General features: G+C 34.5%; 13 protein-coding genes. 7 read left to right on the forward strand and 6 right to left on the reverse strand.

Annotated features, from left to right (window positions below; translation table 11 throughout):
* Positions 1 to 7: 7 nt before the first annotated feature.
* From B9Y84_RS12530 to B9Y84_RS12555, 6 genes are all read right to left on the reverse strand, one after another.
* Positions 8 to 1,162: a DUF4249 domain-containing protein gene (locus tag B9Y84_RS12530; protein WP_085517724.1), complete on the reverse strand. Its 1,155-nt coding sequence runs from the start codon at positions 1,160 to 1,162 to the stop codon at positions 8 to 10.
* Position 1,163: 1 nt separating this feature from the next.
* Positions 1,164 to 3,779 (reverse strand): TonB-dependent receptor, encoded by a 2,616-nt coding sequence (locus B9Y84_RS12535; RefSeq protein WP_139828030.1) that lies wholly within the window; start codon positions 3,777 to 3,779, stop codon positions 1,164 to 1,166.
* A gap of 161 nt (positions 3,780 to 3,940) precedes the next feature.
* A complete protein-coding gene (locus B9Y84_RS12540) occupies positions 3,941 to 6,166 on the reverse strand; it encodes an efflux RND transporter permease subunit (protein ID WP_085517726.1) in 2,226 nt (741 codons plus the stop codon).
* A 70-nt stretch (positions 6,167 to 6,236) separates the two neighbouring features.
* Positions 6,237 to 7,706 carry a cryptochrome/deoxyribodipyrimidine photo-lyase family protein gene (locus B9Y84_RS12545; protein ID WP_085517727.1) on the reverse strand — a complete coding sequence of 490 codons (1,470 nt, stop codon included), beginning with the start codon at positions 7,704 to 7,706 and terminating at the stop codon, positions 6,237 to 6,239.
* A gap of 153 nt (positions 7,707 to 7,859) precedes the next feature.
* A complete protein-coding gene (gene acnA / locus B9Y84_RS12550) occupies positions 7,860 to 10,634 on the reverse strand; it encodes an aconitate hydratase AcnA (protein WP_085517728.1) in 2,775 nt (924 codons plus the stop codon).
* Positions 10,635 to 10,732: 98 nt separating this feature from the next.
* Entirely contained in the window at positions 10,733 to 14,182 is a 3,450-nt protein-coding gene (locus tag B9Y84_RS12555; RefSeq protein WP_085517729.1) for a pyruvate carboxylase, read from the reverse strand.
* Between the two features lie 43 nt (positions 14,183 to 14,225).
* On the opposite strand from B9Y84_RS12555, the gene B9Y84_RS20650 reads away from it, so the two are divergent.
* From B9Y84_RS20650 to B9Y84_RS12585, 7 genes are all read left to right on the forward strand, one after another.
* Positions 14,226 to 14,387 (forward strand): hypothetical protein, encoded by a 162-nt coding sequence (locus B9Y84_RS20650; protein WP_176223792.1) that lies wholly within the window; start codon positions 14,226 to 14,228, stop codon positions 14,385 to 14,387.
* A gap of 99 nt (positions 14,388 to 14,486) precedes the next feature.
* Complete coding sequence (locus B9Y84_RS12560) at positions 14,487 to 15,632, forward strand: helix-turn-helix domain-containing protein (RefSeq protein ID WP_085517730.1); 1,146 nt, start codon at positions 14,487 to 14,489, stop codon at positions 15,630 to 15,632.
* 71 nt (positions 15,633 to 15,703) lie between these two features.
* On the forward strand, positions 15,704 to 17,077 hold the full coding sequence (locus B9Y84_RS12565; RefSeq protein ID WP_085517731.1) for a S41 family peptidase: 1,374 nt from the start codon (positions 15,704 to 15,706) through the stop codon (positions 17,075 to 17,077).
* 166 nt (positions 17,078 to 17,243) lie between these two features.
* A complete protein-coding gene (locus tag B9Y84_RS12570) occupies positions 17,244 to 18,086 on the forward strand; it encodes a hypothetical protein (protein ID WP_085517732.1) in 843 nt (280 codons plus the stop codon).
* Between the two features lie 106 nt (positions 18,087 to 18,192).
* Positions 18,193 to 19,314 carry a hypothetical protein gene (locus tag B9Y84_RS12575; protein WP_085517733.1) on the forward strand — a complete coding sequence of 374 codons (1,122 nt, stop codon included), beginning with the start codon at positions 18,193 to 18,195 and terminating at the stop codon, positions 19,312 to 19,314.
* A gap of 69 nt (positions 19,315 to 19,383) precedes the next feature.
* Complete coding sequence (locus tag B9Y84_RS12580; RefSeq protein ID WP_085517734.1) at positions 19,384 to 20,847, forward strand: MBL fold metallo-hydrolase; 1,464 nt, start codon at positions 19,384 to 19,386, stop codon at positions 20,845 to 20,847.
* A 142-nt stretch (positions 20,848 to 20,989) separates the two neighbouring features.
* Positions 20,990 to 21,973 (forward strand): alpha/beta hydrolase family protein, encoded by a 984-nt coding sequence (locus B9Y84_RS12585; protein ID WP_085517735.1) that lies wholly within the window; start codon positions 20,990 to 20,992, stop codon positions 21,971 to 21,973.
* The last annotated feature ends 31 nt before the right edge of the window (positions 21,974 to 22,004 follow it).

The following is a 22,004-nucleotide window of genomic DNA, read 5'->3' on the forward strand; positions in this document are numbered from 1 at the left end:
AATAATTCTAATCCAATGGCGGGAAAAACTCAGGAATTTGATCCGTTGCTCCTGGTACCAATCTGCAATCACAACAGGTTGGATCAGGTCTTCTTACGTTTTGCTCAAGAACGATCGCCTCAGGGTTCAGACTATTAAACTCATCAAAATTATCGCTACAGTTGGTAAAGTCGAATCGATTAATTTCTGCTCGGAGTATTTCTTTAGATATAAATATCCTCTTAGTTGTTTCAGAAAGCAGAGCGAAAAAGCCTAATGCCTCTATATCTCGGTTTTGCACATTTCTGATATTACCAACTATAGGGGAAGGTGGAGGGTCAAATAAACTCCCCTGCACTTCATTTTGAGTCTTGATTTCATCTAAATATTGAAAATAGTTTTCTGACAATCTTTTTTTCTTAATCAGTAAACTATAACCGATAAAAAATCTTCGATCAGGGAAAATACTGAGTATATTTTGAGCTACGTTTTGATCCTTTTTCAAATTCTCCGCAGAAATAATATTTAGCGGTAAATCTACAGTTTCAGTTCGAAAACAAACTAGATCTTCTCTTGGAGAATGTCCTATAGGTCCAAATTCATCACATGCTTCACTACCTTGATATACAGATTCAAATCCAAATGTACCTTCATATTCATACTGATCGTAGATAGTTTTCTCCGTGGTAAAAATATTAGTGTATACATTAACTATATCTCCTTCAATTACATTACTACCCGCCACAAATGAAAACTTCTCTGGTTTAACCCAAACTGAATCAATAGGATCCACCTCTACAAAATTTTCCTCTTCAGACTCATAAATTTCTCCATTCGGCAGTTTAATTACTAAAGAATAGCTCATTCCAAACTGCGGTTTAAAAATAGCAGAGTCAACACTGTACCTTCCCTTTGAGGTCTCATTGAATACAAAACAATTATTTTGAGAATCAAGGATCTCAACCTTTGCATCTGAAACTCTTATGTAGCCTGAATTCTGATTGATAGATGCGGGCCTACTTAAGATAATTTCATGAACTGCTGACTCTCTCTGTAATACTGCATCAACTACCAGAGAACCATCAATTTCAGATGAGGGCACTTTAACATCAAACGGATCAATACATGAGATCACAAATAAAGAAACAATTAAGAATACAGCTATAGGATTATTAGTGCTCATCTTAAAATTTAAAATTATATGTAAGAGCCGGAACAATTTGACCAATAATAGCTAATCGATAAGAATTTAACACTCTCAAAGATTCTGAACTTCTAAAGAAAACTGAATATGCATTTCTTCTACTATAAACATTATACAGGGTTAATGTCCAATCTGCTTCTATATTCTTTTTCTTTTTTAAAGATGAGGCCATATGAAACGACAAGTCCAATCTATGGTAATCAGGAATTCGATATTGGTTTCGTTCTGAATAATTAGCGATTCTTATTCCATTAAAATCAAAAGTCGACTCAGGATAGGTTATGGGTCGCCCTGTATTATATTGAAAATTGGCAGATATATCGAACCTCTTGCTCAATTCAAAATTGCCTAGAAAAGTAATATTATGGGGTTGATCAAAATTAGTTGGAAACGGATTTCCATTATTTATAGTCTCACTACTTGATTCACCATCTATTATGATTAATGATCTAGAATATGTGTAGCTCACCCAACCTGTCAGTCTTCCTCTATTCTTTTTAAGATAAAATTCAGCACCGTATGCAACGCCCTTTCCCTGTACTAACTCTTCTTCTATTTCATCGTTTGCAAACAGATTTGCACCATTTTTATAGTCAATAAGATTCTCAATATCTCTATAGTAAAACTCAGCTGAAGCTTCGAAATTATTGTAGTCAAAATTTCTAAAATACCCTATGGTATATTGATCTGAAACAGTAGGAGCAATTTCTTGATTACTTAATTTCCATATATCTACAGGTGTCACTGAGGCTGTATTGGAAATCAAATGAATATATTGCCTCATCTTACTGTAGCCTGCTTTTATAGAACTTTTGGAATCTATCCTATAATTAAGAGATAATCTGGGTTCAAAACCACCAAAATTTGCTGACAAACTATCTCTTCCGCCACTGTAATATGAATATCTTAACCCTCCATAAGCGGAAATATTATCCGTAAATTCAACTTCATCGCTCAAATAAATGGCTGACTCAATTGCTGACTCATTCGTTAAATCTGAGACAACTAATAAGGAATTATTATTTTGATTAAACTTTCCAGGTTGCAGATTATATAAAACATTATTGAAGCCAAACTCAATTAAATTCTTTTCAAAACCAGTAAACTCAAACTCGTAGTTCAGTTTATTATTTTCGATTACTGAATATAACCCAAAAGATTGTTGTTCATCAACCTCTTCATTTAGCGTATAATTATATTGGCTGTAATTATAATTTAACTTGGAGCTTAAATTTTCATTTAAATTCTGATTCCATTGAACGCTCCCAACCAGATTATTATACTCGTAACTCACATCATTACTCACAGTAAATTCATCGCGACTAGTGTAGGCGGTTACTAGAATCTTATTACTTTCATTTATAGAATGATCGTATTTTAAACTCCAATCACCAAAAAACGTGCTACTTCTTTTTAAATCAAAGTTATCGACCGCATTGATTAAATAATTGGGATAAGCTACTCTAAAACCTGTCAAAATCGAACTTTTATCTTTAATGATTGGTGTTTCAATATTAAACCTAGAGGAGATTACGCCAATTCCACCATTTCCTTTTACTTTTTGTTTACTTCCACTTCTCATTTCCATGTTGAGCACTGAGGAAATTCTACCTCCAAAACGAGCAGGCACAGCTCCTTTATATATTTCAATCGACCCAATATTATCAGCACTGAAAGCAGAAAAGACACCAAATAAATGAGAAGAATTATAAAGAGTTCCATTATCTAATAACACCAAATTGGCCCCTACCCCGCTTCCTCTTACATTAAATCCAGCTGAAGCCTCACCAGTCAAACTAACACCTGGAAGCGAAGTAATACTCTTGATTACATCAGCTTCTCCCAGAAAAGCTGGCATCTTTTCTATTTCTTCCAAGGTCATACGCTCAACTCCTGTGACAGTCTCCGAAATATTTTCGTCAAATGCTTTTGCTGTTACCACAACCTCGTTCAATTGAACAAAATCTTTATACAATTTTACATCTAAATTGCTAGAGGAATTTAAGACAATCGATATTTCAAAATTCCCTGTTTCTAGCGATTGAAACTTTACCGTGTGGAAGCCCACTGGCAGCACTAGACTATATTTACCATTCGTACTGGAAACTGTTCCTTTATTCTCTTCCAGAGATATAATGGTGATTCCGGGAAGTATTTCACCTGTTTCTGCAGACTTTACAGTTCCATACAAAGTTGCTTCTTCAGCATCGGAGTCAATATTACCTAAGGTAATTACTTCAGACCTATCCTCTGAAGATTCTGCACTAATCTCAATTTGTTTCGGACTATCTTTGAGTAGAATGAAGTAGTTCGGTTCCTTGAACATTAATGATAGCCCTTTACTGCCGAAATACTCTTTGAAGAAATCTTCGATTGGTTCTTGCTGAGCTTCTACATTTAATACAATATCTTCTAACCACTCATACTTGTATCTGAACTCTATCTCATATTGATTTTCTAATTTATTCAGCAAGTCTACAGCAGGAATATTTTTCTGAGATATTGAGATTTTTACATCTTTTAAACCCTGAGCTTGAATTGAATTAATGGTGAAAAGTAATAAGAATAAAGGAACGAGGAGATTAAGATATTTCAACTGGCTGCTGTTTAAGGATAAAATTACTAGTACAAATCTAATTTTGATTAAAAACCATGACAAACTTTTCGGAGCCCGATTTTATGCTATGAAATTAAAAAATTAATTCCAATTATTCAACTATTGATGTAATTGTTATCATCAAATCACAGTGAAGCTAATCATTCCTTTAATAGTGTTGGCAACAAGATCAAATCCGTCAGCACAGCAAATAACATAGCTAAGGAAAGAAAAAAGCCCAAATAAAAAGTAGTGGCAAAAGCAGATAAAGTGAAAAGAACAAATCCGCCTATTATTAAAACCGAAGTAATTAAAATAGCCAGTCCAGCTGATTTAAAAGTTTTGATGATTCTCCAAATTGGACTTTTAGCTTTTTGTTTCTTATAAGCTCCAAGAAAATGAATGGTATCATCAACTGCTATACCAAAAGCCACTACAAAAATAATAGCAGTGGTTAATTTTAGTGGAACACCCATAAAGCCCATGATTCCAGCAGTGAAGAGCAAAGGGATAAAATTAGGAATTAGGCTTATGAGCATCATCTTAAATGATTTAAAATATACAGCCAACACAATAGAGATCATAATAACCGCAAGCAAGAGCCCCTTTAAAAGCTCCAAAGATAAACTCTCATTACTTTTGTCAATCAAATAAGTGGTACCTGTAATTCTTGCCTCTAATATGCTTTCATCAATTTCTCGATCTATGAAAGCTTTCAATGCATGATTTCGTTCTTGTGTATCATGAGAGCCCCATTCAGGTATGAAGCCTGCAAACCTAGAATACTGCCTACTCGAATCCACTACTCCACTTGCAACACCATTTCTCAAAAGCAGATTGCGAATTGATTTTTGATCCTCAAAATCTTGCTTTTCAGGAAACTGAAATGACTGACTTGCACCTCCTTTAGATATTTGATTCGCATATTTCACTACCGATAAAGGCGAAAGTACTTTCTCTATTCCAAAAGAGTCTTTTAAATAATGTTCAATCTTTAAAGCCTCTTTCAAAAATACGTAGCTCATGACGCTTGAGCTTTCTTTAGCTGGAAAAATGGCCATTTCCCATGCTTTTGATCCACCAAACGCGCTATCTAAAAATTGAAAGTCATTTCTAACCTGAGAATTTTTAGGTAAGTCCTTTAATAAATAAGCATCCGTTTTCAGCTGCAAAAAACCCATTACACTAACTATTATAAGAGCAATGTAAACCGCTAGAACAGTTTTTCTATTTCTAGATAACTTCAATGCCCATAGTTTATAGGGCAGTTTTATGGATTGACTTTTATAATTTTTACGTATTAAAAGTGGCCCGAATAAAAAATTTACTCCAAATGCTATCAGTACCCCTAATCCGGCAAAGACTCCCAATTCCTGAATTGGCTGAGTGGGGAGTATTAGCAAACTAAAAAAACCTAAAGCAGTAGTGATGGAAGTCAATAAAGTAGGTGAGAAAACTTTTTTAATGGACCCTTTCAATCTGTTGAGATATTCTCTTTCTTCATTTTGCCGATAAGCATTTACTAAATGAATGGCATCAGAAGTAGAGACAAAAAGAATAATGGGTGGAATTAAAACACTCAATATGCTGAGTTCGATTCTAAAAATCGCCATAAATCCAAGCAAATAGATCAAAGAGGATACACTCATCAAGAGTGGTAAGAGCATAATGTTGAATGAGCGATAAATCAGTAACAGCAATAAAATGGTTACTGCAATCCCTAACCCCAAGAATACACTAAAATCCGATCTGATATGGTCTATGAAGCTTTGCTGAGCTACCAATTTACCCACTAACCTGAAATCCTTGATTTGAGATTGAGCTAAGCTAGATTTTAAGGAATTAAAAAATACTAATTCATTTTGAGGGTTTTTAAAATGTTGATGATTGATTTGAATGATCAATGATTCCGCATTTTTGGAAATAAAATTGCTATATAAAGAATGACTCATGACTCTGGCACTATCACTTTTGAGCCTTGCGGAATCTTGAGAATGAATTAAAGGAATTGCCGCAATGCCATAAGGTGATTTAATCAGATGCTTTAAATCAAAAATAGATTGAGTGCTAATCAAACCATGTATAGTATCTAGCCGATTTTTCCAATCCTCAACTTTGGTCAAAAATTCAGTATTGAAAACAGATGGATGGTTTTCAAAGGCAACCAGCAAATAGTCATTATCATATCCGAATTTTTCTACATGCTTTTCAAAAAAAACCTTATCTTGATTATCGTCTGCAAAGAACTTCTCGAACTCAAAAGCTACTGACAGCTTAGGGAACTGTGAGACAAAAAAAGCTATACTAATAAGCCAGACAGCATAAAGCATGAATCGAAATTCTCGGTCTTTAAAATTCTTATAAAACTTATTAGCTGCTCTTTTCAAAAACTAAATTTAATTGTAAATTCTAAAGGTAAATAAACGAAGTAAAAGACAAGTTTGGATTGCTAGAATTTTATGGTTTTCTATTTGCAACTGTATGAGTCGCAAGAATTCTTCTAGCTTCCATCTTCACAAGTGGCTTCTTTCGCATTTCCCAAATCACTTTTCTTGCTTTTTTCCCGGCCTCCTCCAAATCAATTATTGGTCTGGGGTAATCTTTTCCCAATTGAAATTTTAAATCATTTTGTTCTATAAAACTGAGTTTCCACGGTTCATGAATAAATGTAACTGGAATATTTTTTAACTCAGGAATCCAATCTTTGATGAATTTCCCCTTTGGATCATGTTCTATTGATTGCTTCACTGGATTGTACATTCTAATGGTATTGATCCCTGTCACACCAGACTGCATCTGAAATTGAGGATAATGAATTCCGGGCTCAAAGTCTAGAAATTGCCTTCCTAAATAAATGGCTCCCCGTTTCCAGGGCTGCCACAAATGATAGGCTAGAAAAGAAACCAACATGGCACGCATTCTAAAATTCAAATAACCTGTTTCCGTTACACATCTCATACAGGCATCAACTAATGGAAAACCCGTCTCTCCCTTTTCCCAAGCTTGATACAAGACATCATTTGTATTTTGACGAATGCTGTCATAACCTATGTTTATATTTTCACTTTCATACCGCATTTCCATTTCAAATTTTTGTATAAAATGGCAGTGCCACCTTAAACGAGAGGCAAAATTATTTAATGCACTTTTATTACCCGTTCCCTTAGCATTTCTCATGGATTGATATACAAATCGCATACTGATATTTCCATAAGCCAAATAAGGTGATAAACGGCTACAGGATTTTCGCGCTTCCGTAGGTTTACTAATATTTTTATTATACGTCCAATGTCTCTCTTGCAGAAAAGAATTCAGATACCGGTTTGCTTTCTGGATTCCACCAGTTTGAGCTATTTCTTTCTCTCTATGTATTCTGAGATCATGAGCGTCACTAACAATAAAAGAAGGGAAATCTTCCCCTATCTCGGTGGTTTTCAGTGTATTGTAGTCGTTTTGAATAATAGGCTCAGACATAAAACCATACCATGATTTAGACCAATCCTGCCTATTTGACCTTCCCCTTTGCAAGCCAAATTGTTGAAATTCAAGCCAGTGTATATTGAGATTGCTGCAATATTCTTTTACCTGTAAATCCCGATCATAAGTAATTTTGAGACCTGTTTCTTCGTGAGACAATAAATACTTAATCTCATACTTCTCATTAAGTAATTTCAAAATGTCGATTACCTCAGCATGAATTTGAAGTAGTCTTAAGTTAAAAGTAATTAATTGATTATTCATTTCTGCAAGTGATTCAGAAATGAAATTCCAATGTCTGTTGCTATAATCTGGTGCTTTTAATAGACTGGGTTCCCAAGCATAAAAGATAATAGCAGGAAGCCCTAATTCGGATGCTTTTTGAAGAGGTGCATGGTCTTCAAGTCTTAAATCTCTTTTTAGCCACACCAGCGTAATTGGTTTTTTCATGTTATTTTGGTATTGCTATATCCATAGCAAAAACTGACTCGAAGTCCCTTTGTTTGAAATAGCTTCATTACAACATTGAAATAAAAAACCGATTTGGTTCGCCAAGTACCAAATCGGTTTCATAAAAATTAAGCACTCAATTTCAATTAAGAATCATTTCCTCAAGAAATCTCTTAAGACATACTGTAGAATACCTTTATTCTTATAATATTCTACTTCAATTTGAGAATCTAATCTAGCCAATACTTCAAATTTCACTTCTTTACCGTCAGACTTTTCAGCTACTGCAGAAAGTTTTTTGGAAGGTTCTAATCCATCACTTATTCCAGTAACAGAAATCTTCTCTGAACCGTCCAAGCCTAAAGATTCAGCTGATTCTCCTTCAGAATATTGCAAAGGCAATACGCCCATTCCGACTAAATTACTACGGTGAATACGCTCATAACTTTCTGCAATTACTGCTTTAATTCCAAGCAAATAAGTACCTTTTGCAGCCCAGTCTCTGGAGGAGCCACTTCCATATTCTTTACCACCTAATACCACTAATGGGGTACCATTTTCTTTGTATTTCTCAGCAGCATCAAATACCGTCATCTCTTCTCCAGAAGGTATATGTTTGGTGTAACCGCCTTCTTGTTCCGCCAACTGATTTTTGATTCGCACATTTGCAAAAGTTCCACGAGTCATAACTTCATCATTACCTCTTCTAGAACCATAAGAGTTAAAATCTTTCTTTTCTACTCCTCTACCTTTTAAATACTTACCGGCAGGACTATCTTCTGCAAAAGCACCAGCAGGAGAAATATGGTCTGTCGTAATCGAATCACCCAATTTCAATAGTACATGAGCCTTTTCAATATTTTCAAAATCTGGTGCCTCTTCACTTATATCTTTAAAAAAGGGTGCCTCTTTGATATATGTGGACTTATCATCCCATTGATAATCTTTCGACTCAGGAGCCTTCATGTCTCTCCACTGTTCATTTCCATCAAAAATTTCACCATAGTTCTTTTTGTAAGAATCAGGTGAAAGCACTTTCCTCATTACCTCAAATATCTCATCTTGAGACGGCCATAAATCTTTCAGATAAACTGGTTCTCCATTCACATCATAGCTTAACGGATCATTATTTAAGTCAATATCTACCCTACCCGCAATGGCATATGCCACAACTAACATGGGAGACATTAAGAAATTCATCTTCACATCTGGATGCACTCTAGCTTCAAAATTTCTATTGCCCGATAAAACAGAGGATACCACTAAGTCATTTTCTTTTACAGCTTTCGCGATGTGTGGTGGTAAAGGACCTGAATTACCAATGCAAGAAGTACATCCATATCCCACAACGTGGAATTTCAATGCTTCTAAGTCATCCAATAGTTCAGCTGCTCTTAGGTAATCTGTCACCACTTTCGATCCTGGAGCCAAACTAGTTTTGACCCATGGCTTAACATCAACTCCTCTTTGAATAGCTTTTTGGGCCACTAAACCAGCACCTAACATCACACTTGGATTCGAAGTATTGGTACAACTTGTAATGGCCGCGATCACAATTGAACCATCGCTTAAGCTAAATTCATCATTATGGGTTTTAATTTTTACTGTTTTCAAGCCGTTGCTATCGCCTTCTTCTATGGCTACGTCATCATCGACCTCAGCAGTTTGTTGTACAGGTTGAGAGCCCCCTTCAGCATACCACCTGCTAACAGGACGTTCGTACATGCTTAGGTATTCTCTTCCGTGTTCTTCCTTCAGTAAATCTTTAAATTTATCTTCAAATTCTCGAACCAAAATCTTATCCTGCGGTCTTTTTGGACCAGAAACAGTAGGTTCCACAGTACTTAAATCTAATTCCAGCACTGTAGAATAATTGATTTTATCTTCATTCTCTCTCCAAAGCATATTGGATTTAGCATATTGCTCTACCAAATCAATTTGCTCCTTAGAGCGATTGGTTTTATCCATATAAGATAAAGTCTGGTTATCTATTGGGAAATAAGTAACTGTACATCCAAATTCAGGAGACATATTGGAAATAGTGGCTCTGTCTGGAATCGTTAGATTATCTAATCCTGGACCAAATACCTCTACAAATTTACCTACTACACCATGATTCCTTAATAAATGGGTGATAGTTAAAACTAAATCTGTAGCAGTGGTTCCTAAAGGCATATCACCATTGAGCCTAAGTCCTATCACTTCTGGCATAATGAAATTAATAGGCTGACCTAAAATAGCGGCTTCCGCCTCAATTCCACCAACTCCCCAGCCCACTACGCCAATTCCATTGACCATAGGTGTATGGGAATCTGTTCCTACTAAAGTATCGGGAAAAACATATCCATCTCTCTCGATGACGCCCTTTGCTAAGTACTCTAAATTCACTTGGTGGCAAATTCCCATTCCTGGGGGCACAACTGAGAAATTATCAAATGCATTTTGCGCCCATTTCAAGAACTTATATCGCTCACCATTTCTTTCGTATTCTTTATCAACATTCTTTGCGTAAGAGTAGTTAGTACCAAAATAATCAACCTGAACAGAGTGGTCAATCACCAAATCAACAGGAATTAATGGATTAATTTTTTGAGGATCCTTTCCTTTTCGCACTGCTTCTGCTCTTAATGAAGCAATATCGACCACAGCAGGTACTCCCGTAAAATCTTGCATCAAAACCCTAGCAGGTTTATAAGGAATATCTTTTCCAGAAGGCTCTGGTGTCCAATTCAGAAGAGTTTCTACATTTTCTTTCGTGATCGCAAAATCATCAAAGTTTCTGACTGCATTTTCCAATAAAATCCTGATTGAAAACGGTAATTTATCAATATCATGACCTTGCTTTTGGAGTTCTTCCAAGCTGTAGTACTTTAGCTTGCCTTTCTTGATGTCTAGCTCTTTTACAATTTTATAAGGATCTTTATGCATGGTGAAAAAGTTTTAGTTTCAATAAGTTGATATAAATTAAAAAGGAGGAAGCTTCTTTCAAACTTCCTCCTTTATTATACCTATTTTTCAGGAAATTGTTACTCCAAACTTACAACTAGATCATCCTGCTGCACCATATCCCCAGCTTTTAAATGGACTTCCTTCACTACTCCTGCTCTTGGCGGAGTGATAGAAGATTCCATTTTCATCGCTTCTATGACAAATAGCGCTGTATTTTCAGTCACTTCATCGCCCGGTTTCACTTTTATTGAGGCTAGCTTTCCTTGTAAAGGTGCTCCAACCTCGTTTTCTCCAGAAATCTTTCGATTGGTCACTTTATCTACCTTGGCAGAGTTATCTTTAATTTTAACCCTTCTGGTTTGCCCGTTTAATTCAAAAGCAACCGTTCTTAATGCTTCCTCATTAGGCTCAGAAATGTAAAGCAACTTAATGATAATCGTTTTACCCTCAGAAATCTCTACCAAAATCTCTTCTCCATTTTTCATCCCGTAGAAGAACGCTAAAGTCGGAATATACCCTACTTCACCAAATTGCTGCTGATGCTTGTAGAAATCTTCATACACTTTTGGATAAAGTAAATAAGCCAGTAAATCGGATTCATCTTCATGACCATCAAATTTCTTCTTGAAGGCATCCATTTCCACTTTAAAATCTATCGGCTCTAAATGTTTATTCGGCCGATCAGTGAATGGCTTTTCTCCCTTTAAAATGATTTTGCTTAATTCCTGAGGAAAACCACCTACCGGCTGACCTAATTCCCCGCGGAACAAATCAACTACAGAATCAGGAAAAGAAAGTGTATGTCCTTTTTCAAAAATATCATTTGGCGTTAAATTATTGGAAGTCATGTAAAGAGCCATATCTCCTACCACCTTGGAAGAAGGTGTCACTTTTACCAAATCTCCAAACATCCTATTGACCAATGCGTAGTTTGTTTTAACCGTTTCGAACTTATCGCCCAAGCCCAACGCATTTGCTTGCGGTCTTAAATTTGAATACTGTCCTCCAGGGATTTCATTATCATAAATTTCAGCAGTACCTGCTTTCAGGCCAGATTCAAAAGGGTAATAAAACTCTCTCACATACTCCCAATAAGTAGAATAATCGTTTAAAGAATTAATATTTAATTTCTGCTCCCTTTCATGACCTTGCATATAACTCGCAACAGAATTAAAATTAGGCTGAGAAGTTAATCCTGACATACTCCCCATAGCCACATCTACCACATCCACTCCAGCTTCAATGGCCTTTAAATATGTAGCTGACTGAACGGAAGAAGTATCATGCGTATGTAAGTGAATTGGCAAATTAATTTCAGATTTCAATGCTCCGATTAATTCTGCTGCGGCATAAGGTTTTAGTAAGCCTGCCATATCTTTAATGGCAATAATATGAGCTCCCTCATTCTCCAATTGCTTGGCAAAATCCACATAATAATCGAGTGTATATTTCTTCTGTTCTGGATCCAAAATATCTCCTGTGTAGCAAATAGCAGCTTCAGCAATTGAATTCGTTCGTTCTCTTACTGTTTTGATGCTGACTTTCATTGCCTCCAACCAATTCAAAGAATCGAAAATTCTGAACACATCTATTCCAGTCTCAGCCGATTTCTCTATAAACTTCTCAATAAGATTGTCCGGATATGCTTTATAACCTACAGCATTGGAACCTCTTAAGAGCATTTGCAGGAGTACATTAGGCATAGCCCTTCTGAACTTTGCGAGTCTTTCCCACGGGTTTTCATGCAAAAAGCGCATGCAGACATCGAATGTTGCTCCGCCCCAAACTTCCATTGAAAATATCTCAGGATTGTTTTTAGCATAACCTTCTGCTACTTTCATCATATCAATACCTCGCATTCTTGTAGCCAGTAAGGACTGATGCGCATCTCGGAAAGTGGTATCCGTATAGTGAATAGCTTTTTCATTTTTCAGCCATTGTGCAAATTTCTCTGGACCCAATTCTGTGAGTATATTTTTTGTTCCTTTTGGATAAGTTCCGTACTTATCATAATCTGGAACTACTGGATGCCGGAAAGTTTTGTTCTCTTCCTTCACCTTCACATCTGGATGTCCATTAACGCTTACATCTGCTAAAAAACGCAATGTTTTCGTACCTCTATCAAATTTCTGAGTGATTTTAAATAAGTCAGGATGCTCATCAATGAATTTCACAGTACATTCTCCGTTATAAAAGGTTGGATGTGAAATCACATTCTCCAAGAAGCCAATATTTGTTTTCACTCCTCTGATCCTGAATTCTCTTAATGCACGATGCAAGCGTTGTGCAGCACCTCTCAAAGTTCTACCGTGGGAAGAAACTTTAACCAACATCGAATCAAAGAAAGGAGATATATTTACTCCGGCATAAGAACTTCCCTCATCAATTCTAATTCCAAAACCGCCTGCATTTCTGTATGCAATAATAGTCCCATAATCCGGTTTAAATCCATTTTCAGGATCTTCAGTCGTAATTCGACATTGAATAGCAAAACCATTGGCTTTTACATCTTCTTGGCTTTTGATATAGATTCTAGGATCATCTAAGGCATGTCCCTTAGCAATCAATATTTGTGAACGTACTATATCGACACCCGTAATTTCTTCCGTAATCGTATGCTCCACTTGAATTCTAGGATTCACTTCAATAAAGTAGATATTCTCTTCTTTATCTACCAAGAACTCAACAGTACCTACGTTATTGTAATTGACTTGTCTGGTAATGGCCAAAGCATATTCATACAATTTATCACGAGTTTCCTGAGATAAATTAGCTGAAGGTGCAACTTCTACCACTTTCTGGAATCTTCTTTGTACAGAGCAATCACGTTCAAAAAGGTGGACAATATTGCCATAATTATCACCCATGATTTGCACTTCAATGTGTTTCGGATGGTCAATGTATTTCTCCAAGAAAATAGTATCATCTCCAAATGCATTGCCTGCTTCACTTTTGGAATCAACAAAGGCAGATTTTAATTGCTCTTCATTTTGAACTACTCTCATACCACGACCACCACCACCAGCAGCAGCTTTCACCATGATGGGATACCCAATTCTTTCAGCCTCTTTCAAAGCGGTTTCAGTATCTACCAGATCAATTTTACTATCTTCAATAATAGGGACATTGGCTTTTACAGCTATATCTTTAGCTCGAACCTTATCACCTAAGGCATTCATCACTTCCGGTTCAGGGCCTACGAAAATTATACCTTCTTCTTTACACCTTTTTGCCAACTTCACATTTTCAGAAAGGAATCCATATCCAGGGTGAATAGCATCCACTCCTTTGTGCTTTGCCAGGCTAATGATTTCTTCTATATCCAAATAAGGTTTTAGCGGATCATCGTCTTTTCCAATCTGATAAGCCTCGTCTGATTTATATCTATGTAGGGAATATCGGTCTTCGTACGTATAAACTGCTACTGTTCGGATTCGAAGTTCCGAAGCAGCACGGAGCACCCTAATTGCAATTTCGCCTCTGTTCGCTACTAATAATTTATTTATTTCAAATAATTTCGTTGTCATATTGATCTCTTGAATTGTCTGTATTTAAGCTTTTTTATTAAGGATGCTGAATTTAAAAAGGGATTCTGAGAAAGGGAAGGAAAAAGCGGAGAAATTGGCTTTATTAATTCAAAATATTACATCTGTAGTAAGAATAGAAGCAAGTTCTCCCACTTCAGAAAAATACATTAATTGGTATAGAGCTTTAATTAAAATCATTGAGTAAATAATGTCGAAGAGGATTTTTTGACATGGCTTAAGGTTTTTCAACAATTATTTTCATATACTTACTTTTCTAATCAACATTAATATTTATTGGCGAATAATGTCATCTCCGAGCCCAGTACTTTCTACCATCATATTTGTATTTGCGTTACAAGCTATTTTATTAAGTGCATTAATATATTTTAAGCGACCGAAAAGACAATCCAACACTTTCTTATCCCTATTGATATTTTTTTATGCGCTAATGGCTTTAAATATTGCCTTCATAAATATTCTGATACGATTTGATAGCTTTCCCATATTCAGATATTTCCAGTTAGAGCTACTTTATGGAATAGGTCCAGCGATTTATTTTTACACAAAAAGCATTTCAAATCCAAGTTTCAAATTTAAGAAAAGAGACTATATACATTTTCTTCCGGTTTTTTTAGAGTTTATCTTTTATCGTACAGGTTTTTACCGGCTGGGAGCAGAGGGCATGTATCAAGCTCAACAACATCCTTACACAAAAATTTATTTGACTGAACAATGGTTAGGAATTATTTCAATAACAGTTTATACCCTTTTTGCATTTAAACTTCTTTTAAATCACCAAGATTGGTTAAAGCAACACTACTCAAACCTTGACAAAAAATCGCTCAATTGGTTGAAATTGCCTGTCATTTTCTATGCATTTTTTTGGATTGCATGGAATATTCTGAGAGAAATAGACCGTGTCATCTATGAAGGTTATTTAAAAGACTATTATTTTCTTCCCACTTTTATGGGACTTGCTATTATAAGTGTTTGGATCGCTTTTAAATCCTACACCATACCTCCAGCTAATCACCAAGAGAAATTAAAAAAACTCAATCTAAAAGCAGACGGACCAATCAATTTAAGTGAATATGCCAAGAAAATTGAGCTCCTTATGACAACTGAAAAGCCCTATTTAAATTCTGACCTCAGTCTATCGGACTTGGCTAATCAATTAGATATGAATACCAAACAAGTATCTCAGACTATCAACTCTTGTTTTGAAAAAAATTTCTATGAATTTGTTAATCAATATAGAGTAGGCTATTTCATTCAAAAAGTAAAAGCTTCAGAACAGGAAAAATTTACGCTACTTTCTCTAGCCTATGATTGTGGATTTAAATCAAAATCAACCTTCAATGATTCATTTAAGAAGATAACTGGAAAAACTCCGACAGAATATATAAAAAAGATGAAAAAAGAGTCCGAAAGCATGCATTCGGTCGATTAGAGAGAAATAAAGACCCTGATTTGCATTAAATTACTAAAGTATAATCATTCTAATTCTTAAAATCCTGATCAATGAAAAGATTGAGTTTTATTTTCTCACTACTAATTACATTTCAACTTAACGCCCAGAATTACTTTTCTAAGCAAGAAGTTTTATCCGACTTAAACTATCTTAAAAAATCTTTAATAGAAACCCATTATAACATCTACACCTATACTACCAAAGAAGCATTTGATGAAAATTTCGAAAAAATAAAAGCCTCCATTAAAGCTGATAGTTTAACTAAGCTTGCTGTCACTTCTCTTTTTCAAGCTGTCATTTCAAAAGTAAATAATGGGCATACCGAAATTCCTTTTCCCGGCAAATTATACGAAGAATATGCTTATTCGGAAGGCACACTTTTTCCATTAGAAATTGCCTTTGAAAATCATAAGCCATTGGTAAGAAAAAATTGGTCTTTAGAAAAAGGAATTAAAATAGGTGATGAAATAGTAAGTATAAATGATCAACCAATTTCGAACGTACTAGAAAAAATATATCCACTCATTTCTGCTGAAAGAAGATATTTCAAGAATGCAAAGATTGAACTATTCTCTTTTCCTAGACTCTATTGGCAAGCCTTTGGACAATCTGATGTCTTTACAGTTGAAATTAAAAATGGTGGACAAATAAAAAGATATTCAATAGATGCCGTGAATGTTATCGATGGCTACGAAATGAAAAGAAATGATATTTCCACACCAAATATGTTTTTGAAATTTCATAACCAATCCGCATACTTAAAACCAGGAAACTTTGGCGGAGATCTAGACAACTACAAAAACTTTATAGATTCTTCTTTTACTGTTATTAATCAGGCAAAAACTGAAAACTTGATAATAGATTTAAGAAACAATTTGGGTGGTGGAAACGATTTTAGTGATTATTTGATTTCTTTTATCGCAGATACAACCTATCATTGGAATGCTGAGTTCTCGCTGAAAACAAGTCAAATCCTAAAAGAACATGTTCGAGCTACATATGACACAACCGAAAGCTTTTGGAAAAGTGTTCTAATCCATAAAAATGGTGAAATCTATCCTTATGAATTTGACCCCCATCAACCTCAAGTCGAAGAGAAAAGATTTCAGGGCAAAGTATTTGTGCTAGTAAACCGACAATCACACTCTCAAGCTACCGTTACAGCTGCTCAAATACAAGATTATGGTTTTGCTACCATTGTAGGTGAAGAAACAGCAGAATTTCCGAGTTTATATGCCTCACAATATCAATATAATCTACCTAAAACAGGGATCGCAGTAAAAGTATCAAAAGGCTATATAGTAAGGGTAAATGGAAGCAAGAAAGCAGAAGGAGTAATTCCTGATATTTACATTAAAGACTATTTATTGGATGAGGAAGATGAGATTTTGGAGGGTGTCTTGGATTATATTAATGGGAATTAAAATTACTATCCAACTGATCTTAGTTTCCATTTTTACAATTTACTTAAAATTAAGATCAGTTAATTTATAAAGTTGAAGAAGGCTAGACCTGACAAGCATGTTCAATTAAAACTTTTTAGTCCACTTTATCATCATTACAAAAAACTCTAATTCTAAAAAAACTTGAATGAAATCGATAAAAGCATTAATTGTCTTGTCATGGCTATTGCCAGTTGGTTGCACAACAAAAACAAATGATATAAAAACAGAATATCAGTTAATTCCAGACGATGATGGGATAATGGTAGAAAAATTTGATTCTACTATTATTGATGAAAATAGGTTTAACCAAAACAATGACATATTTAAAGTAGGAAATAGCTTTAAATATGATTTTGAACACAGAACAACTTCAGGTGAAATAAAATATTTCAAAATCAATCCTGATTATAAAGGGTGGGATTTTGCAGATGCTGATGATACAGACTCATTAATAGTAAAATCAGTAGTTATACAAGTGTTGAATGGTAATCCAATAGCTCAATTTATTCCTGATTATAACCAAACCGCTCTTGCATACATATTGATCGAAGGTGTTCCCTTTTCAATGTCAGGAGCTATTGAAAATGAAGCGAATATTTGGATTCACCCCCCTAGAGAACACTATTTTAAAATCCTTGAATTAAATCCATTTCCTTATATCAAGGCTCCTTACGAAATAGGCACCAAATGGAATTGGAATTTAACAATTGGCAGTAGCTATGCGGATAAGCGATGGAAAACGTGGGAAAATACAATAGAAAACAACTATCAGTATGAAATTACTAATAAGATTTTACTTGAAACACCACTCGGTAATTTACAATGCTATGTAATTGAATCTGAAGCAGAAAGTAGAATTGGCAAAACAGCTCTGACTGCCTACTTTCATCCAAAGTACGGTTTTGTAAAATTAGATTATACAAATATTGATGGAAGCGAAACAAAGCTTGAATTAACTAAACATTTAACCAATAACCCAGAAAATTAATGGGGAGTTTTTATCACTGAATTAATGCTTACTATCAAAAGCAACTCCACTAAAAACATAACAATTTTTTCAAAAAAGTATATAGCAAACTAAAGAAGTAGAACAAATGAAACCATTTTTTTTATTAGTTGCTGGCATATGTGTTTTCATAATTGCTTGCCAAAATCAAAAACAAGAAAATTTAAAAGCTAGTGACAAATTAGTTTATGAAAATTACTTTGATTTTCCTGATAGTTTATCTGCAAGAAGAATTTCTTTCGTGCTTAACCTAAAGCAAGATGTTGCCAAAAAGGTATGGGGTGACTTTGGTAGAAAAAGCACCGAAGGTCCTTTAATTTACTTCAACAAAGATAAATCTGAGATATTCTTTCCTAATTCAACAGTGAATAATTCCTTAGTTAGTTTCGATAAACACAGTGATGATTACCTATTGACGGCAAGAACCGATAGTATTCCCTTTCATATGGAAAACATGTTAAGCTTTGATACGGCAGATTCTTCTGAGTTCTACTATAACAACCCAGTGGAGCAATATTGTTCTGTTGAAGAAATAGCTCAATATATTCCGTCTGTTGAAAGCACAGAAATGTGGTCGACAATGGTGATCCATGAGATGTTTCATCATTATCAGTTCAATAATGAGCATTATAAAGAATATGCTAAAAATGAAATTAGCCCACTATCATTTAATCCAAAAGATTTAGTGAGTCTCTGCCAGTATGATGAAGATTTCTTACCTATGATTCAAAATGAAAACGACCTTCTTATGAAAGCCATTTCAGAAAATAATGGTGCTAGTCGTGATTCATTAGTTTTAACCTACCTAGAAAAAAGAAAGAGCCGTATTGAGAAATATCGCCCAGAAAACCCCGATTTAGAAAAAGTAGAAAATTTCTACCTTATTCAAGAGGGATCGGCTAGATACATTGAATACAAAAGCATGTTTACTCTTTCAAATTATATAAAGTGTTCAGATTCCATTGTTATTTTAAATGACCCAATGTTTAAATCTTATGAAGAGTTTAAAGAGGTTGACCTAAGTAACCCCAACTTTAGCTATCTAACTTATGCTGGCCTTACTGATTATTACTATACAATTGGATTCAATACAATGCGACTACTGGATGTCTTACTAATTGATAATAAGTCCAATCTACTCAACAAACCGCAAATGGGTTTACATAACTATTTAGAACAGCACATAAATACTTTGCCTAAAAGAAATTGAGGCATTAGCATCATAGGTATTATTACCTGTAATGGCCAAGCCGATATAAACCAAAAAAAGATCAATAAAATGAAACAGAAATTTAGCTTAATAACAATTGGATTAATTACATTTTTAACAATTCAGGTTAATGCTCAATCAAACAGTATCCTGAAGAATTGTTGGGATAGACAAGTCAAGCCTTTGGGGAATAGTTATATAACATTTTCTTTCTCAGAAAAAAGAAATGAATTAGAGCATAGTTTTAGACCATGGCAAGAGACTAATTATAAAAGTAATGGGATTGTTTGGAGCAATGCTAACAATTTCATGAAATCAGATACTTTAACGGTAAGAAATCAAAAGTACAACTCTAAAATCCAATTAGACAAATCAACGCTACTTTTTTTGAATTATGGAGACGAAGAAATATTTGCAGTAACAAAAAGCATGTATCAAAATCAGATATTTAATACCATTAGATATTCACCAATTAATTTAATTAACTATTTCTTTCAGCATAAAATACCTACCGATAAAGAAAGCAATAGTGGTTTCGCTGTCTACAAAACAACGATTAACGAGGCACTTGTAAGATTATATATCAAAAAATCTGACAATATTGTACACAGGGTAACCGTATTAAGTTACGATGAATTATTCGGAGATGTGTTAAGCACATTCCATTACAGCGACTATTCTACTATTAAAAACCTTTATTATCCTAAAACTATTCAGATTGAAAAAATAAACGGTAAAGTTAAAGATGAGGTGAAAATTGTAAATGAAGCAAGTATTATCAAAGAAGTTCAAGGACTTTTAGAAAAACCGATTGATTATAAACTAAAAGAAGAAACAGAAATAATTCCAGACATCACTGTTGAAAAGTATAGCGAGAATATACATTTCATTAAACTGAAACACACGGATGACAGGGTAATGGTCGTTGAGTTTACTGATTTCCTAGTAGTAGCAGAAGCCCCTTTAAATAGCAGAAATGGTGAACTAATTATTACTGAAGCAGAAAAAATTTCGCCTAACAAACCCATCAAATATTTTGTATTTGGACATTACCATCCGCATTATTTAGGTGGCATGCGACCATTTATACATAAAGGAGCAAGAATTATCTGCCCAAAAGCAAACCAAGATTACGTTGCATACTTAGCAAATGCCCCTCATACTTTATCTCCAGACAGCTTACAAATTGAACCTAAACCAGTGCTAACCGAAGAAATAAAAGACAGTTTATCTATAACTGATGGAAAATTTGAAATGAAAATTTATTTCATTGGAGAAAAATCAGAACATACTAATGACTATCTCATCTATTATTTTCCGACTGAAAAATTATTGTTTCAGGATGATTTAGTTTGGATACCCAAAAAAGGAGAGATAAAAAAAGCAAGCGGCCGACAAGCTGGACTTTATAAAGCAATTATGGACCTAGGGTTAAACGTTGAAACAATCATTCAATCTTGGCCTGTTAAAGATTATGGCGTTAAGACAGTTATTCCCTTTTCTGACCTTGAAAAATCTATGACTATAAAATAAGCATTGAGTTAGAAAATTGTTCCTGCAATCTGGGAAACTGTTCAACTCGAAGGTTTGATCCAAGCACCTTCACTACCGACTTCATTAAAGTTTTTTTAACCTCAAACTCTATATTCTAAAGATTCAATAAACTACTAAACACATGAAAAAACACCTAATCTTAATCATACTAAAGCTTCAAGTCTTAATTATATTACTTCCATTTTCTGGCTTCAACCAAATAAGCCCACTACAGAAAGGTTTTAAAGCCTATTCAATTAAGCATGCAGAAGACACCATTGATTTTTTCATTTATAACCCTAAAAATCTCGATAAGAAAAATCTATTTATACACATCAGTGGATCATGGCCGGCTCCGTTATGGATTGAGACTGACCCTTGCTGTGTAACCGCTGACCCTTTCAGCTATAATCTAATACCAGAAGATTATGCATATGTGGTAATATCGAAATATAAATTTCCTTTTAGTGAAAAGGAAGATTTTAATATACCAGATGGTTATTGGAAAAAAAACACTTTAGACTTCAGAGTAAATAGAACAAATGAGGTCATTAAATATATACAGCAAAATCTTTTTAAGCCTGAAAAAATTGTTCTAGTAGGTACCTCACAAGGAACTGATGTAGCTGCAAAATTAGCCACATTAAATAAAGATGTTACACATTTAGGTTTTTGGGCTGGAGGTGGCTTACCCCAGCTGATGGAATTCATACTTTTTGCAAGAAAAGAAGCAATTGCTGGTAAAATCACCGAAAAAGAAGCAACCGACAAAATAGACTCATTGTTGGTTCAATTCGAAAAAATGTTTGCTGATCCTTCTCCAGATAAAATGTGGGACGAAAACAGCTATTTAAGCTATGTGAGTTTTTCTGAACCACCTGTTGAAAATCTTCTCAAATTAGATATCCCGATTTTTGTAGCGATAGGAACTAAAGATGAAAATGTTGCTATTGAAAACTCCTATATTATTCCTGTTCAATTTATAAGGCATCAAAAAAAGAACTTGACATTCAGACATTATCCCAATTACGATCACAGTTTTTATGAAAAATTGCCAAATGGAGAAGAAATGGACAGATTCGATGATGTTACTAAAGAATTTATTTCTTGGCTTGAAAAAAAATAATACTCTTAAGATTTTAAATTTCTAATCCAAT

It is taken from the genome of Marivirga sericea (assembly GCF_900177665.1).
Classification (GTDB): domain Bacteria; phylum Bacteroidota; class Bacteroidia; order Cytophagales; family Cyclobacteriaceae; genus Marivirga; species Marivirga sericea.

Bases quoted from the DNA above. Each gene is read 5' to 3' on its own strand.
- B9Y84_RS12530 (WP_085517724.1), bottom strand. From the start codon at position 1,162: ATGAGCACTAATAATCCTATAGCTGTATTCTTAATTGTTTCTTTATTT.
- B9Y84_RS12545 (WP_085517727.1), bottom strand. From the start codon at position 7,706: ATGAAAAAACCAATTACGCTGGTGTGGCTAAAAAGAGATTTAAGACTT.
- acnA (WP_085517728.1), bottom strand. From the start codon at position 10,634: ATGCATAAAGATCCTTATAAAATTGTAAAAGAGCTAGACATCAAGAAA.
- B9Y84_RS12555 (WP_085517729.1), bottom strand. From the start codon at position 14,182: ATGACAACGAAATTATTTGAAATAAATAAATTATTAGTAGCGAACAGA.
- B9Y84_RS20650 (WP_176223792.1), top strand. From the start codon at position 14,226: ATGCTGAATTTAAAAAGGGATTCTGAGAAAGGGAAGGAAAAAGCGGAG.
- B9Y84_RS12560 (WP_085517730.1), top strand. From the start codon at position 14,487: ATGTCATCTCCGAGCCCAGTACTTTCTACCATCATATTTGTATTTGCG.
- B9Y84_RS12565 (WP_085517731.1), top strand. From the start codon at position 15,704: ATGAAAAGATTGAGTTTTATTTTCTCACTACTAATTACATTTCAACTT.
- B9Y84_RS12570 (WP_085517732.1), top strand. From the start codon at position 17,244: ATGAAATCGATAAAAGCATTAATTGTCTTGTCATGGCTATTGCCAGTT.
- B9Y84_RS12575 (WP_085517733.1), top strand. From the start codon at position 18,193: ATGAAACCATTTTTTTTATTAGTTGCTGGCATATGTGTTTTCATAATT.
- B9Y84_RS12580 (WP_085517734.1), top strand. From the start codon at position 19,384: ATGAAACAGAAATTTAGCTTAATAACAATTGGATTAATTACATTTTTA.
- B9Y84_RS12585 (WP_085517735.1), top strand. From the start codon at position 20,990: ATGAAAAAACACCTAATCTTAATCATACTAAAGCTTCAAGTCTTAATT.